The organism is Stenotrophomonas sp. 86428_Sma, assembly GCF_056481585.1.
In genome coordinates this window covers 2949589-2963126 of sequence record NZ_CM151156.1, presented here as the reverse complement: position 1 = coordinate 2963126, position 13538 = coordinate 2949589, and the positions used below count along the sequence as shown (strand labels likewise).

The 13538-nt window shown below is 66.5% G+C and carries 13 protein-coding genes; 1 reads left to right on the top strand and 12 read right to left on the bottom strand.

Annotated elements, in window-relative coordinates; translation table 11 throughout:
* Positions 1-59 precede the first annotated feature (59 nt).
* From ACZK3J_RS13570 to ACZK3J_RS13515, 12 genes are all read right to left on the bottom strand, one after another.
* Positions 60-2225, bottom strand: coding sequence for a TadG family pilus assembly protein (locus ACZK3J_RS13570; RefSeq protein WP_478475948.1), 2166 nt, complete (start codon positions 2223-2225; stop codon positions 60-62).
* Between the two features lie 8 nt (positions 2226-2233).
* Positions 2234-2692 carry a DUF3613 domain-containing protein gene (locus tag ACZK3J_RS13565; protein ID WP_032128080.1) on the bottom strand — a complete coding sequence of 153 codons (459 nt, stop codon included), beginning with the start codon at positions 2690-2692 and terminating at the stop codon, positions 2234-2236.
* Positions 2689-3585: a tetratricopeptide repeat protein gene (locus ACZK3J_RS13560; RefSeq protein ID WP_049460957.1), complete on the bottom strand. Its 897-nt coding sequence runs from the start codon at positions 3583-3585 to the stop codon at positions 2689-2691. The genes ACZK3J_RS13565 and ACZK3J_RS13560 overlap by 4 nt, the downstream gene beginning before the upstream one ends.
* Entirely contained in the window at positions 3585-4520 is a 936-nt protein-coding gene (locus tag ACZK3J_RS13555) for a type II secretion system F family protein (RefSeq protein ID WP_032128078.1), read from the bottom strand. Before ACZK3J_RS13555 ends, ACZK3J_RS13560 begins: the two co-directional genes overlap by 1 nt.
* Positions 4521-4548: 28 nt before the next feature.
* The gene (locus tag ACZK3J_RS13550) at positions 4549-5505 is read right to left on the bottom strand and encodes a type II secretion system F family protein (protein ID WP_032128077.1); all 957 of its coding nucleotides are present in this window, start codon (positions 5503-5505) and stop codon (positions 4549-4551) included.
* Positions 5506-5507: 2 nt separating this feature from the next.
* On the bottom strand, positions 5508-6857 hold the full coding sequence (locus ACZK3J_RS13545) for a TadA family conjugal transfer-associated ATPase (RefSeq protein WP_032128076.1): 1350 nt from the start codon (positions 6855-6857) through the stop codon (positions 5508-5510).
* Positions 6842-8098, bottom strand: coding sequence for a CpaE/TadZ family protein (locus ACZK3J_RS13540; protein ID WP_478475947.1), 1257 nt, complete (start codon positions 8096-8098; stop codon positions 6842-6844). Before ACZK3J_RS13540 ends, ACZK3J_RS13545 begins: the two co-directional genes overlap by 16 nt.
* 27 nt (positions 8099-8125) lie before the next feature.
* A complete protein-coding gene (locus ACZK3J_RS13535) occupies positions 8126-9484 on the bottom strand; it encodes a type II and III secretion system protein family protein (protein WP_049423074.1) in 1359 nt (452 codons plus the stop codon).
* 18 nt (positions 9485-9502) lie between these two features.
* The gene (gene cpaB, locus ACZK3J_RS13530) at positions 9503-10540 is read right to left on the bottom strand and encodes a Flp pilus assembly protein CpaB (protein ID WP_197615422.1); all 1038 of its coding nucleotides are present in this window, start codon (positions 10538-10540) and stop codon (positions 9503-9505) included.
* 23 nt (positions 10541-10563) lie between these two features.
* Positions 10564-11040, bottom strand: a complete 477-nt coding sequence (locus tag ACZK3J_RS13525; protein ID WP_049398481.1) for a TadE/TadG family type IV pilus assembly protein — start codon at positions 11038-11040, stop codon at positions 10564-10566.
* Entirely contained in the window at positions 11037-11582 is a 546-nt protein-coding gene (locus tag ACZK3J_RS13520) for an A24 family peptidase (protein WP_032128071.1), read from the bottom strand. The genes ACZK3J_RS13525 and ACZK3J_RS13520 overlap by 4 nt, the downstream gene beginning before the upstream one ends.
* A 66-nt stretch (positions 11583-11648) precedes the next feature.
* The gene (locus ACZK3J_RS13515; RefSeq protein WP_019337868.1) at positions 11649-11840 is read right to left on the bottom strand and encodes a Flp family type IVb pilin; all 192 of its coding nucleotides are present in this window, start codon (positions 11838-11840) and stop codon (positions 11649-11651) included.
* Positions 11841-12526: 686 nt separating this feature from the next.
* On the opposite strand from ACZK3J_RS13515, the gene ACZK3J_RS13510 reads away from it, so the two are divergent.
* Positions 12527-13507, top strand: a complete 981-nt coding sequence (locus tag ACZK3J_RS13510) for an AraC family transcriptional regulator (protein ID WP_032128070.1) — start codon at positions 12527-12529, stop codon at positions 13505-13507.
* Positions 13508-13538 lie beyond the last annotated feature (31 nt).

The following is a 13538-nucleotide window of genomic DNA, read 5'->3' as shown; positions in this document are numbered from 1 at the left end:
TGGTTCCCCGCCGGGAGTCTAGCATGTGCGCGGGCGCCGCCAAGGGCGCCCGTCACGGGTCAGTAGACCAGCTGTGCGGGCGTGCACTGGATGGACTGGACATGCACATCCGTACGGCCCAGTTCCAGGCCCAGCACCTGCGCCAGCAGCGAGCGCAGCAGGGAGCCGACGCTGTTGAGCAGCGGCTTCAGGACGTCCAGGGCGGGCTTCAGCAGGAAGCACAGCAGGCCCGAACAACTGACCGGGCCATTGCCGGGGGCGGTGACGCCGTCGCCGGCGAACTGGTCCAGGAAGCCGTCGTGGGCGGTCTGCAGGTAAGACGCGAGGTTCTGCGTCATGCAGTTGTTGTAGGCCTGGTCGCTCAAGGAAATCAGCAGGCTTGCACACCGGTTGACGGTCAGTCCGCCGAGCAGGCTACCCAGCAGTGCCGGCAGCACTCCCAGCCCTTCGCCAGTCACAGCCGTGCGATAGCCTTTCCAGACCGAGCCATCCTCCCAGCATGTGAGCAGGCCCACCAGGCAGGGTTTTGGAACACCCTTGGGTACATCCCACGCGCCCAAAGGCTTCAACCCCCGCGTCTGGTCGCCAAGTTCAAGCAGCTTGATGGACGCATCGACGTCGTAGCGATTGCGACCAACGTTGGCTGCTTTCAGGTAGCGATCGGCCAACTGCGCTGCGGTCGAGCCCTGGCTCATGCCATCGTCGCGCGGATCGAGCACGCCGGACAGTACGCGCAGCAGTTCGCTGACCAGCTCGGACACGGCGGTGCCCACCTCCAGGGAGTTGACCTGGGTTGAACCGGTCGCGCCGGCGGGGAGGGTGAGGCTTTGCGTGTCGGTCAGCGTATTGACCTTGATGCTGTCATTGATCAACGGGGCGCCGAGCAGTGTGAGCATCTGTTCCTTCTGCAGGGTGTCGCCACAGACATTCTGCTTGGAGAACCGCTCGCTGTCGGCCACCTTGCCGACGCAGGCGCGCAGCACGGAAGACTCGACCTTGATCGTCGCCGTGGGAGGCGTGCTGCCACATTGCAGGCTGGTGAGGGTCGCCATTGCGTTGGTCACGTCCGCATGGACCGGCAGCTTCAGGCGGATGCCCAGCAGTGAAAGCACGCCGCCTGCAACGGGAATGTTGTTGGTGTCGATGTCGAGGAAGACACGGATCTGCGCGTTGTAAGCGCGCGAGCCAACGCCACCGATGGCGATGGACGGCGGTTCCACCACAGCGGCTTTGGCATTGACCAGGCCCAGCAGGTTGAGTTCATCGACCGAGACCGCACGGCCGCCATTGGCGATGCTGATGCTGGTGCCGATCAGGTCCAGCACATTGACATCGGCCTGCAGCGCGCTGGAAATCGTTCCATCCGGCGCGACCACGCGTGCGAACAGGCCGCCACCGCTGTCATCGGTACCGAGTTTCACCTCCAGCTGCTTGAGGTCGATGCCCTTCACGACCAGGGCATTCTCCAGTGCACTCAGGTCCACGTGGGCAACGCCCTGCTGGGTGAGCAGGTCAACGGTCGCCTGAAGGATCTTGCCCAGCTTGACCTTGCGGCCGGCCAGCAGATTGTTGAACTCCGCCACGCCCATGTTGACGTCGATCGGAATGCCCAGTGCCTGCAGCAGTCCATTCGGGGTGATATGCGCCTGTGCAAGGCCGTCGTAGCCGAGCAGGGTGGTCTTGTCGAGGTCGGCGCCCACCAGTTTCAGGACATTTCCCAGTGGCGTGTTGCCATTGATGCGCAGCAGTTGCGAGCCGACACTGAAAACCGCCGTCGGTTCTGCACGGCGCGCCACCGCCTGTGCGGTCACGGTCGGCAGGCTGCTGTTCTGCCCGAAGAAGGGAAGCACCGCGCGGCGGGTGATGACACGGACAGCGTTGCGTTGATTCGCTGCATCGACGACCGGGCTGAAGTGCCCTTCGGTGGCGCGGGTCACGTTCCAGTTTCCGCAGCGGATTTCCAGGCTTCCTGCGAAGGTGTTCTGGGTGAGTGCGCTCTGCCGCGCAGCACTGTTGTCGCTGTTGTCCGAGGTGCACAGTTCCAGTCGCTGCGCTCCGGCCAGTGCGGCCAGATCAGCGACTTTCTGTGCATCGCGCTTGGCCCAGAACAGGTAACCGATCTCGATCAGGCCCAGCATCGCCAGCAGTGCCAGCATGACCAGCATCATGGTGATCGACATGCCGCCCCGTGGGCGGCTGAAACTGAACTGGCGTGGGCGTTTCATGGCCTACCTCAGCGTCCGGATGAGGATGATCCCTTGGACTTGGCGACATCGGCTTCAAAGAAGTCCGGGATCTCGTGTTCGAAACTCTTCATGTAGCGGGCGTAGCTCAGCGTCGCCTGGTCGCCGAGGATCGGCAGGTGCTGTCCGGCCTGTTGCCCCGATGCCTGCAGGCGGAACAGATTGCGCGTGGTATCGCCGATCTGGCTGCGGCCGGGCCGCGGGGCTGCAGTGCTGCCGTCGGTGTTGGCCACTGCTGCAGGCGCCGCCTGAGGCACCGGTGCTGGCGGGGCCGCCAGGTCCACGGTGGGCAGTGACTCGGACTGCAGCGGCTGCGAAGCCGACGCAGCCGGCGTGCTGCCGCCAAGCATCTGCCCGGTCAGCGGCTGTTGCTGCGCCTGCACGGCGGCGGCTGGCAGCAGGCAGATCAGAACGGGCAGCAGGCGTCGGGTCAGGGGCGTCGCGGTCATGGTGTGTTCCCGTTCGGGTGGTCGGAGGCGCTGAAGCGTTCCAGCATCGAGGGCGGCAGGCGCTGCGGATCGCGTTCATCGCGGCTGTCGCGGCGCGGTTCCGCCGCCAGTCGCGTGGCGCCGGGCGGGTTGCCGGCGGCATCGCTGGCGAGAGCACGGGCAGTGGCCGGCACGACTGCGGCGGCTGCCGCTGCGGCCTGGCGCTGCTGCAGGCGGGCACGGATCTGCGCCGCCTGTTGCTGGATGCTGAGCCGGGTCTCGTCGTTGAGGTTCGCTTGCTGGGCGAGGCGTTCGGCGGTGGCGGTGTCGCCCCGCAGCACCGCCCAGAGGGCGAGGTTGGCGGTGGCCTTGGCATTGCCCGGCGACAGCTCCAGCGCCTTGGCCAGGGGTTCGCGCGCGCGCTCGAACTGCCCGGCGCGCAGCCGCGCATAGCCCAGGTCGCCGAGATAACTTGTGTTCAATGGCTGCAGTTCGGTCGCCCGCGCCAACGCCTGCTCACTGCCGGTGTCGTCGTCGCGGCGCGCGGCAATCAGGCCCAGGCCATGGGCGGCCGCGGCGGCCTGGGGGCCACTGGAAAGATCGCGGTACAGGGTGACCGCGGCATCGGCCTGGCCGGTCTCGCGCAGCGCGTCGGCCTGCAGCAGGCGCAACGCCGGCGGATCGCCGTAGCGCTGGCGGAACGCGTCGACGTGGGCGAGCGAGGCATACCATGCGCCTTGCTGCTGCATGCGCTCGATCAGCTCCAGGTAGGCATTGCGGCTGTCCTGCGGCGCCGGTTCGGGCGCGGCCAGGCTGGGTGCGCGCAGGTACTTCGGCGTGGTCGATGCACAGCCGCTGGCGCCGGCAACGGCAGCCAGGGCAACAATCAGGCAGGAAGTGCGCAGGGCAGGCATCAGGGGGACCCCATCTTGGACATGGTGGTAGCCAGCGCGACCAGCGCCGGACCCGCAAGGACCAGCATCAACGCTGGCAGCAGGGTCAGCATCATCACCACGGTCATCTTCACCGAGAGCTTGCCGACCTTTTCCTTCAGCGTGTTGCGACGCTGTTCGCGCAGGCGGATGCTGAACTGCCGCAGGGGCTCCTGCACCGCGCCTCCATGGGCGTGCACCTGCAGGATCAGCTGCATCAGGCTGGTCAGGTCATCGTCGGCATAGACCTCGCTCAGCCGGCGCAGGGATTGTGCGCGCGTGCGGCCGTGGGTATAGGCGATGTTGGCCTCCTGCAGCTCGCCGCCGAGGACCGGCAATGCATCGCGCAGCTTGTCGCCGAGCGTCTGCAGGCTCTGGTCCATGCTGAAGCCCACGCCTTGCAGCAGACGCAGCAGGTCGATCAGCAGCGGCAGCTCGTTGTCGACCGCTCGTCGGCGCCGTTTCACCCAGGAGGAGAGAACGAACTTGGGCAGCAGCAGGCCGGCGGCGAGGGCGCCGATGATCACCATGATCCTGGCCAGCCCGGTGACGCTGCTGAATGTCAGCACCAGTACCAGCACCAGCACGGCCAGCAGCAGGCGCAGGCCGAGGTAGATGGCCGTACCGCGGCGGGTGTTCCACCCGGCCAGATCCAACAGCAGCCGGTCTTCATTGGCCAGCAGTGCCGTTTCCAGCCGGCCGCCGCTGAGGGCACGGCCGAAGCGTTCCAGCCAGCCCAGCGAATCGTGCCGCGCAGGCTCGGTGTCACGGGACGCCTCGCGCGGCTGCAGGGCGGTCTTCAAGGTGGCCGTTGTACGTTGCTCACGATGGCTGCGTACCCAGCCGCCGATACCGAGCAGGGCGATACCGGCGGCCAGCACGAGCAGGGAGAGGGCGAACCAGGCGCTGGCGCTCATCGGTTGTCTCCGGCGGGGCGAAGGGGGTTCATAGCGACTTGGCCAGGCGATACAGCAGGAAGCCACCGACAAGTTCCATGCCCAGTGCAAGCAGCAGGATCTTGTGGCCGAGCGGATCGTGCAGCACCGGCTGGAAGAAGTCCGGGCTGGTGATCGCCATCAGTACCGCGCAGGCCGGTGGCAACAGGCCCAGCACCCACGCTGACATCCGCGTCTCCGAGGTGGTCGCTGCAAGCTCCTGCTGGGCCTGTTCCAGATCGCGCATGAAATCGCCCATGCGCTGCAGGATCTGGTCGGAGCGCCCGCCGATGCGCACGCTGACACCGATCACCACCGACAACACCTTCAGCACATCCATGCGATAGGGATGCGAGGCCTGTGCGAGTGCACGGTCCAGCTCCATGCCGCTGCGTGCAAAGCGCACCGTGGTATCCAGCAGCCCGCGCAACGGCGCGCTCGTCTGCATCGACGCAACCTGGAACGCGGCCTGCAGGCTGTTGCCCAGTGCGGTCAGCCGCACCAGGTTGTCGAGGAAGTCCGGCAGCTGATGCAGCAGTTGCGCACGCAGCTTCGTGGTCCGCCGCATCACCCACAGCCAGCAGCCAAGCAGGTACAGCAGCAGGGTCAGCGGAAACATCCATGCGGTGCCCAGCCGCAGCATCGCCACCACCGACAGTACCAGCCCCGGTACCAGCAGCATGATGGGAATTTTCCAGCCGGTCTGCAGCCCTGCGCGCTGCAGCAGGCCATCCAGCGGCAGCACGCGGCGCCCGGCGCTGGCGGGCCGCGCCGGGTCGTTGGCAGCGGTGACGGACGGCCCGGCGGGTGCTCCGCCCGTGGCGCTTCCGCGCGAAAGCTGCTGCTCGGCGTGCCGCATTGAAACCTGGCGTTGCTCACGGCTGCTGGCCGTGCCCCACAGCCAGGCTGCCAGCGCCAGCAGCACCGCGATGATGCTCAGCATGCCCAGCAGCGCGCCGGTTCCCATGCTCAGAAGTCTCCGTAGAGCGATTCGCGCAGCTGCTGGCGGAACGGCTCCAGCTTGTGCGAGTGCGGATGGAAGCCCAGCCCGACCCAGCGATCGATCTCTTTGCCGTTGCCGTCGATCTGCAGCTCGTGGCGGAACATTTCCTGGGTGGTGATCAGGTTGTCGCTGACACCGGTGATCTCGGTGATCGAGACCAGCACGCGGCGGCCGCTGCCCAGGCGCGAGATCTGCACGATGAAGTCGATGGCACTGGCGATCTGCCGGCGCAGGCTGTCCTCGCTGCCCTGGAAGCCGGCAAAACCGGCCAGCATCTCGATCCGGTACAGGCAGTCGCGGGGCGAATTGGCGTGGATGGTGGCCATCGAGCCGTCGTGGCCGGTGTTCATCGCCTGCAGCATTTCCAGCACCTCGGCACCGCGCACTTCGCCGACGACGATGCGGTCGGGGCGCATGCGCAGGCTGTTGCGGACCAGATCGCGGATGCTGACCGCACCGTGCCCTTCGGCGCCGCCGATACGGCTTTCCAGGCGAACTACATGCGGGTGGTTGAGCGAGAGCTCGGCGGTGTCTTCGACGGTGATCACGCGCTCGTTCGCGGGGACGTAGCTGGCCAGGGCGTTCAGCAGCGAGGTCTTGCCCGAGCTGGTGCCGCCGGACACCAGGATGTTGCAGCGACCCAGTACCATCGCCTTCAGCAAGGCCTGCATCGGCGCATCGAAGGTGCCCTTGGCCAGCAGTTCATCGGGGGTGAACGGGTCCTTGCGGAACTTGCGGATGGACACCATCGGTCCATCCACCGCCAGCGGCGAGATGATCGCGTTGAGACGGCCGCCGTTGGGCAGGCGCGCATCGACCATCGGATTGGAGTCATCCAGGCGGCGCCCAAGCGGGGCGAGGATGCGGCGCAGGATGCGCAGCAGATGCGTATCGTCGGTGAAGCGCTGGGTGGCCCGCTTGAGCTGGCCGCCCTGGGACACGTGCACATCCTTGAAACCGTTGATCAGGATGTCTTCGATGGACGGGTCGTGCAGCAGGTCGTCCAGCGGGCCGAAGCCGGTCAGCTCCTTGACCAGGCCGTCGGCAACCACCTGCATCTCCTCTTCGTTGATCGGGATGCGCCATTCCTGGATGAAGCTCACCGTCTGCACCTGCACCCAGCGGGCGATGGTGTCGGGGGCCCAGGAATCGATGTCGATGCGCTCGTCCTCGATGCTGTTGAGCAGGTGCTCATGCGCGGCCGACAGCACCTTCTGGTACTGCTCGGTCTGCGCGAATGGCTGATGGCCCGGCGAGCTTTCGGGCAGCACCGGCCGGGCAACGGCATGCGGGAACGGGGTTACCTTGTCTTCCATTGCGATCCACCCAGGGCAAGGGAGAGTCTTTCCCGCAGGCCCTGCGCCTGGACCGGGCAGGCAGCCGGATCCAGGCGCGAAACCAGCGGGGCGAGGGCACGCAGGTAGGGGTCGCGCGGCGCATCCTGCAGCAGCAGGTGGCCCTGGCTGGCAGCCAGGCGCACGCGCGGTCGTTCGGGAAGCGTGGCCAGCAGGGGAACCTCGAAGCGGCGCGCGATCTGCTCCGGGCTCATGCCGCTGCTGTCATCGCGGCGGTTGATCACCAGCTGCAGGCGCTTCTCGCGTTCGCGCTGGCCGGCAAGATGCTTCAGTGCCTGGTCGAGCGACACCAGCGTGGCAATGGAGGCATCGGTGACCAGCCAGATCTCGTCGGCCTGGTCCAGCAGCAGCGGCGGCAGCTGACGCAGCGGGCAGCCACCGGCATCACACAGCACGCTGGCGAACACGGTGCGCAGGCGCTGCAGCAGCGCACCCGGATCGGACGGCGGTACCGCATCGCTGCCGCTGGCGCGGTCCAGCAGCACCAGTCCGGAATCGTGACGGGCCATGGCCGTACGGGCGAGGGTGGCGTCGATGCGGCTGGCGTTGCGCAGCGCGTCTTCGTAGTGGAAGCGGCTGTCCAGGTTGAGGTACAGGGCGAGGTCGCCCGAAGGCTGGGCCAGCTCCATCAGCAGGCCATCCTGCTGCAGTGCCTCGCCCTGTGCCAGTGCACGGGTCTGCTGTGCCAGCACCGAAAGATGCGCGGCCAGCGTACTGGTGCCGACCCCGGCGCGCACGCCCAGCAGGACGATCAGACGGGCCTTGTGCGCCTGCTGCGCGGCGGCAGCCGGTCGTGGTGACAGGGCGCGACGCAGCGCGGCCTCGATGCCGACGTTGTCGCTGTCCAGGTCCAGCACATCACGCAGGCCCGCCCGCAATGCGATGACAACGCCTTCCACCTGGCCGGCACTGGTGGCACCGACTGCAACCAATGCCAGATCCGGCTCGGTCTGCTGCAGTTGCTGCGCCAGCACGCTGGAGGCGGCCGCATGTTCCGGGCGGAAGTCGAGCAGCACAAGGCTCTGCGGCCCGCGTTGCAGGTCCTGGGCGGAGGTCGGCGTGCTGCTGTCCTGCCAGTGCAGGGTGGTGGTTGGCGGCAGTTTCGCCGCCAGCCGGGGCAGCAGTTCGCGATCCATTCCGTACAGGACCAGGTTCATCGGCGGTCCTTGCGGATGCAGCGGCTGGGCAGTGGCGTAGGGCATGGGCGTGGTATCGCAGGCATCATGGAATCAGCGTGAGAAGCCGGGCACCGGGTCCTGGCTGATAGGACCCAACAGCCAGGCGCCCCATTCGGGCATGTGCGGCTTGGCCTCGCGGTCGCCGGGCAGCGGCAGCTCGGTGTTGCGTGCCAACGGCTTCACCAGGCGTGGCGTGACGATGATCACCAGTTCCTTGTCCTGGCGCTTGTAGTCGAAGTTGCGGAAGAACGAGCCGATGATCGGCAGGTCACCCAGCAGCGGGATCTTGCCGACGCTGGAAACCACGTTGGAACTGACCAGGCCACCGATCACGAAGCTCTCGCCATCGCCCAGTTCGACCGTGGTGTCGGCGCGGCGGGTGGTGATGGAGGGAATCTGCACGCCGTTGAGCGCGATGGCGTTGCTGTAGTCCAGGTCGCTGGCTTCCGGTGCGACTTTCAGGGCGATGCGGTTCGGTGCCAGTACCGTCGGTGTCACGGTCAGGCCGATGCCGAAGGGCTTGTAGGTGATGGTGGTGGTGCCCAGTCCCTGCGGTTCCAGGATCGGCAGCTCGCCGCCGGCCAGGAAACTGGCGCTCTGCCCGGACAGCGCGACCAGTGTCGGTTCGGCCAGCACACGCGCCATGCCATTGCTCTGCAGCAGGTCGACGTCGGCATTCCACAGGCCCTTGGTCGAGCCGAACACCAGGCGGAAGGCCGAAGAAATGGGCGATTCGGCTTCGTTGCCGGAGTTGCCTTCCTTCATGCCGGGCAGGATGCCGGTATTGCCCGGCAGCTGGCCGCCCGGGCGGGCGAAGCCGTAGGCGAAGTTGCCATTGCGGTTCTGGAAGCTGATGCCGATCTGCTTCAGTGCGGTCTTGTTGAACTCGACCACCTTGACCTCGACCTGGACCACGCCGCCGCTGCTCACCGTGGATGCGTCGGCAAGCAGGCCATCCTTGCCCAGGGCCATGGCGGCAGCCTTCTGCTCCTGCATGTGCGACAGCACGCTCTCGGTGCTTCCCTGCAGCAGGCCCTGATTGTCCTGCTGGGTGAATACCAGCCCGTTCGCGCCGGCGTCGGCCGCACCCTGCACCGCACTTTGTACCCGCACCTGCAGGCGCTGTGGTTCGGTCTGCTTGCGGTGCCAGAGCAGGAGCGTGGTGGTGCCCGGCGCCTTGCCGACCAGCAGGGCCTGGCGCTGGCCGCGCAGCATCACGATATCGGCCACGCCCGGATCGGCAATGGCGACCCGCTCCAGATCACCCGGCAGGGTCCAGGGGCGCTGCTCACGCGCCTGCAGCACCAGGTCGTCGGCGGCCACGCTTGTCGCCGGTGCCAGCAGCACCAGCAGCAGGGCCAGCCAGCGCTGGCGGGGGGAAGGGCGTGGACTGCGGCGACGTTCGGTCATGGATGCGCTCGATGCAGGTCAAAGGGAACCACGGGGGGCGGAGCTGTCACCTCGGATGATTTCGATGCCCGATGCGCGTGGGGCGCTGCGCCGTGGTGCGGGTGCGCGTGCCGGGGCATCCTGGGTGCTGCGCGCGGGCGCGTTGCTGCGGCCGGCCAATGCATCGCCGTCGATGCCGGCGAAGGCGTGATTCTCTGGCCGCTGCAGCGCAAGCTGCTGTTCCGCATCCAGGCCACGCAGGGGATCAATCACCCCGCGTGCCTGCGGGAACAGCGCCAGATCGGGCTGGCCGGAATCGGCAGGGTTGCGCAGGGCGAGGAACAGCTTGCCCTGCTGTGCACCCAGCAGCAGCCGGTTGGCATCGGCCACCGGCACCGCCAGTACCGCGCTGCGTGCCGGCTGGGCGGTCCCGCTGCCCGTGCTCTGGGTGCTGCTGCTTCCGGTGATGTCGGCGGCGCGTGGATCGTTGCGGCCATCGGCCTCGTTGCTGGCAACAGCGTCATGGTTGGCCGGGGCGATGTCCTGCTGGCCATAGCTGAGCACGCGCAGGCGCGACAGCAGCAGGCGCGTCTGTGCTGCGTCGGCCGGGCCGCTGGCAGTGGATTGGGCATTGCGCAGGTTGAGGAACACGTCGACGAAATCACCGGGCAGGATGCGGTTGCCGGCCCCCACCAGCTCGTCGACCGGGACCGCCAGTGCGCGTTCCCCGGGGCGCAGCTGCAGCGAGAATCCCTGCGCGAGTGCGTTGCTGCTGATCGCCGTGCCTTCGGCGATGTCCTGCACCGGCACCTTTCCGACCACGGCGGAAATGCTGGTGGCGGCACCGGCAACCGGGGCGCTGCGCTGTGCGAGACGCAGTCCGTTGGCAGAGATCGGTTCGCCGGCCGGCAGTCGCGCCACCGCTTCCACCACGGTGATCGCCTGGGCTTCGCTCTGCGTCATCGGGGCAACCGTTGCCGGTGCGGCCTGCTTGCGCCCGATCATCAAGGCGATCACCGCCAGCAGCACGGCCAGCCCGATCAGGGCGACGGCAGCAATGCGGGTCAACTTGAGCATGGAACCGTCTCCTGTACCGAACGTCAGTTGCCGCTGCCGAGGTCGAGCTGAGCGACCGCGACGCTGCGGATGGGAGCCCGCATCACCCACTTGTAAAGCGTGGCGGTGCCGGGCAGGAAGGGATGGCTTGCGTAGTCGTAGCTGACCGTCACGGTCATGCACTGGGCGCTGGCCAGTCCGGCGCAGGGGGCCTGCGCGGAGACCAGAATGGCGTTGTTTCCGCCATTGCTGCAGTCGACCGGCTGACCCGAGAAGTTCAGCAGCCACTGCATCGAACTACGCGCCGCAACGCAGGCGGCGGTACGACGTTCGTTGGCGCTGCCATAGCGCAGCGATGCACGTGCACCCTCGGCCGAGGCGGTTGCCAACGTCTGCTGGGCCGCCATGATCATTACGCCGGAGAACGTGAACAGCAGCAGCGGCAGCAGGCCCAGCATCAACATCAGCGCGAACTCGATGCTGGCCGCGCCACGTTGCCGGCGTCGGTTGTGGATGTTCATGCCACACCTCCGTACGTGCTGATGAGGACCCAGGCGATGGCGGATACCGCCAGGTAGGCGGCGTAGGGAATGCCTTGGCGTCCCTGGCGGGCGCTCTGCATCCCGCGCAGCGCCGGGTGCGAATGCCATTGCGAACTTGCCCGATGCATATGGGCTTGAAGGCCGATGGGCAGTACTGGACCCAACCGTCGCGATACCAGCACCAGTGCGGCATGTGCGCCCGCTGCCAGGCTGGCCGCGATCCAGATCGGCAGCAGTGCCTGCCAGCCCAGCATCAATCCCAGTACCGAAAAGAATTTGACATCACCGGCGCCCATCCAGCGCACTGCATGGAAAGGCAGCAATGCGACCAGGCCGAGCGCCGCGCCGGCAACGTGGGAAGCCCACGGCAGGCGCGGCGCGTTGAACTGTCCGGCGATGAGCACGACAACGGTGATCGCGCATGCGGACAGCAGCCAGGCGTTGGGCACCCGACGGGCGTACAGATCGCTGATCGCGATCCGCAGGCACACACCGATGGCCAGCAATCCCAGCAGTGTCATCGCACCCTCCATTGTCCGTCAGTGGACGCTCAGCAGTTGCTGTCCCTGATCAGCCTGGGACGCGGCTCAGGCCGGCGTGTTGCCCGATGCCTTGTCGGCAAGCTTGGTGAGATTCTCAAAGAGCGTTTCGAAGAAATCCTTGATCTGCGTGCTGCCCAGTGCGATCAGGACACCCGCAATCACAGCCGCCAGCAGGCCGTACTCGAGTGCGGTAACGCCATCTTCTTCCTTCAGGAACTTGCGGATCGATGCGTTCATGACGTTTGTCTCCCTCTACCTGTCTGCTACAGGACACCTGTTGGGCGGTGGCCCGGCTCCGCCGGGATCGTCCGTGGACCTCCGCACGTCCTGGCGGAGGAGGCACGGCGGGATGGACCCGCTGTGCTCAAGCAGGGTGATCGTTTCCAGGCGGGACGCCGTTCGCGCAACCGCGACCGCGCGGCGCGGGGCCGGTGGTCGACGTGTCGAGCGATACGTGCATGGTCATGCTGTCCCCCTGGGTGCGGTCATTATCAAAGACCGGATCACCGTGTTATCGACTTTGCCTGAATGGCGGCCGGCTGCAACCGGAACTTATATGCAAATTCGGCAGAATCCCATTGCTCCTTAATTTTCAAGCCGGGTTCTGTGACGGAAATCCGTTCGCCCGCACAACGATTCATCGACGTGCAGATAATGTGAGGCAGGCTTCAGGTCGCATGCGAAAACTGTGCCAAACACGACAATCTGATTTTCACCTCTGTATCCATCTTATTCAACGCGGTGCAGATGTTTACCCCGTTGAATTATCGGGCATACTCGCATTCAAGTACTCGCGTTTCTTTTGGGGTGCGCACCTTGGCGGCGCGCATCCCGGTGATGGAAGAGATTCCATGAGAGGTGCGCGCCCTGTCAGGCAGTGGGGGCCGTACCGCACGGCGGATAATCGGGGGGACGACACTGTCATGGTCGATGGTGGGGTAGGAGACAGCGACGACAGCGGCCTGCGGTCGATCGACCTGGCGACGCTGAGCGGCGTGCTTCGTGTATGTGATGTCGAACTGCTTCTGCTCGATGGCAATGGGCCGCGGGCGGCCTTCGCGTCACGCGTGCACGAGGAGGCGTTGTTCTGCAGCATCAGCTGTGGATTCCATTGCCGTGGACGTTTCATGCTGCCGCCGGACTGGGCGATGCTGGGGTATCTGCATGCGACCGATGAAACCCTGAGCTGGTGCCATGGCGTACCGCTTGCCCCTGGGATGGCGCTGACCGTGATGCCCGAGGGCATCAGCGAGTTCACCCTGAGCCCGGGCACGCACATGACCCTGATGCTGGTGCCGGTGGCACGGGTGCAACGCAAGCTGACCGAACTGAGCCTGCGCAGCACGCCGCCGGCCGGACAGGCGCTTTCACTGTTCAATCTCGCCAGCGAGGCCGCCCCGCTGGCACAGCATTACCAGCAGCTGCACCTGCAGCTGGGCCAGGGCACGGGCCTGCAGCCGGAAGAAACCGAGCGGCTGCTGCACGAACACGTGCAGGCACTGCTGGGTGCGGGTTCCGCCGAACGCCCGGGTTGCAGCCGTGCGCGGCGCACGCATTATCTGATCGCACAGCGGGCGGAAAACTTCATGCGCCTCAACCTGCGCCGCAATATCTACATGAATGAGATCTGCGACGCTGCCGGTGTCAGTGAGCGTGGGCTGCGCTACGCGTTCGAGGACCTGTTCGGTACGTCGCCCAATCGTTACCTGTCGATGCTGCGCCTGTGCGCAGCCTGCCGCAGCCTGTCGATGGCCGATTCCAGCCGCCGTTCGGTCAAGGCCATCGCCCTCAGTTGTGGCCTGTGGGACCTGTCGCGTTTCGCCGACAACTACCGCAAGGTCTTCGGTGAACTGCCGCGTGACACGCTGATGCGCGCACCCGCGCAGATCGGCCAGCCCGCCTGATCCAGACCCCATAAGGGTTTCCCGGCGGTTC

Coding starts and splice junctions, on each gene's coding strand:
- ACZK3J_RS13570 (WP_478475948.1), bottom strand. CDS start 2,225: ATGAAACGCCCACGCCAGTTCAGTTTCAGCCGCCCACGGGGCGGCATG.
- ACZK3J_RS13565 (WP_032128080.1), bottom strand. CDS start 2,692: ATGACCGCGACGCCCCTGACCCGACGCCTGCTGCCCGTTCTGATCTGC.
- ACZK3J_RS13560 (WP_049460957.1), bottom strand. CDS start 3,585: ATGCCTGCCCTGCGCACTTCCTGCCTGATTGTTGCCCTGGCTGCCGTT.
- ACZK3J_RS13555 (WP_032128078.1), bottom strand. CDS start 4,520: ATGAGCGCCAGCGCCTGGTTCGCCCTCTCCCTGCTCGTGCTGGCCGCC.
- ACZK3J_RS13550 (WP_032128077.1), bottom strand. CDS start 5,505: ATGGGAACCGGCGCGCTGCTGGGCATGCTGAGCATCATCGCGGTGCTG.
- ACZK3J_RS13545 (WP_032128076.1), bottom strand. CDS start 6,857: ATGGAAGACAAGGTAACCCCGTTCCCGCATGCCGTTGCCCGGCCGGTG.
- ACZK3J_RS13540 (WP_478475947.1), bottom strand. CDS start 8,098: ATGCCCTACGCCACTGCCCAGCCGCTGCATCCGCAAGGACCGCCGATG.
- ACZK3J_RS13535 (WP_049423074.1), bottom strand. CDS start 9,484: ATGACCGAACGTCGCCGCAGTCCACGCCCTTCCCCCCGCCAGCGCTGG.
- cpaB (WP_197615422.1), bottom strand. CDS start 10,540: ATGCTCAAGTTGACCCGCATTGCTGCCGTCGCCCTGATCGGGCTGGCC.
- ACZK3J_RS13525 (WP_049398481.1), bottom strand. CDS start 11,040: ATGAACATCCACAACCGACGCCGGCAACGTGGCGCGGCCAGCATCGAG.
- ACZK3J_RS13520 (WP_032128071.1), bottom strand. CDS start 11,582: ATGACACTGCTGGGATTGCTGGCCATCGGTGTGTGCCTGCGGATCGCG.
- ACZK3J_RS13515 (WP_019337868.1), bottom strand. CDS start 11,840: ATGAACGCATCGATCCGCAAGTTCCTGAAGGAAGAAGATGGCGTTACC.
- ACZK3J_RS13510 (WP_032128070.1), top strand. CDS start 12,527: ATGGTCGATGGTGGGGTAGGAGACAGCGACGACAGCGGCCTGCGGTCG.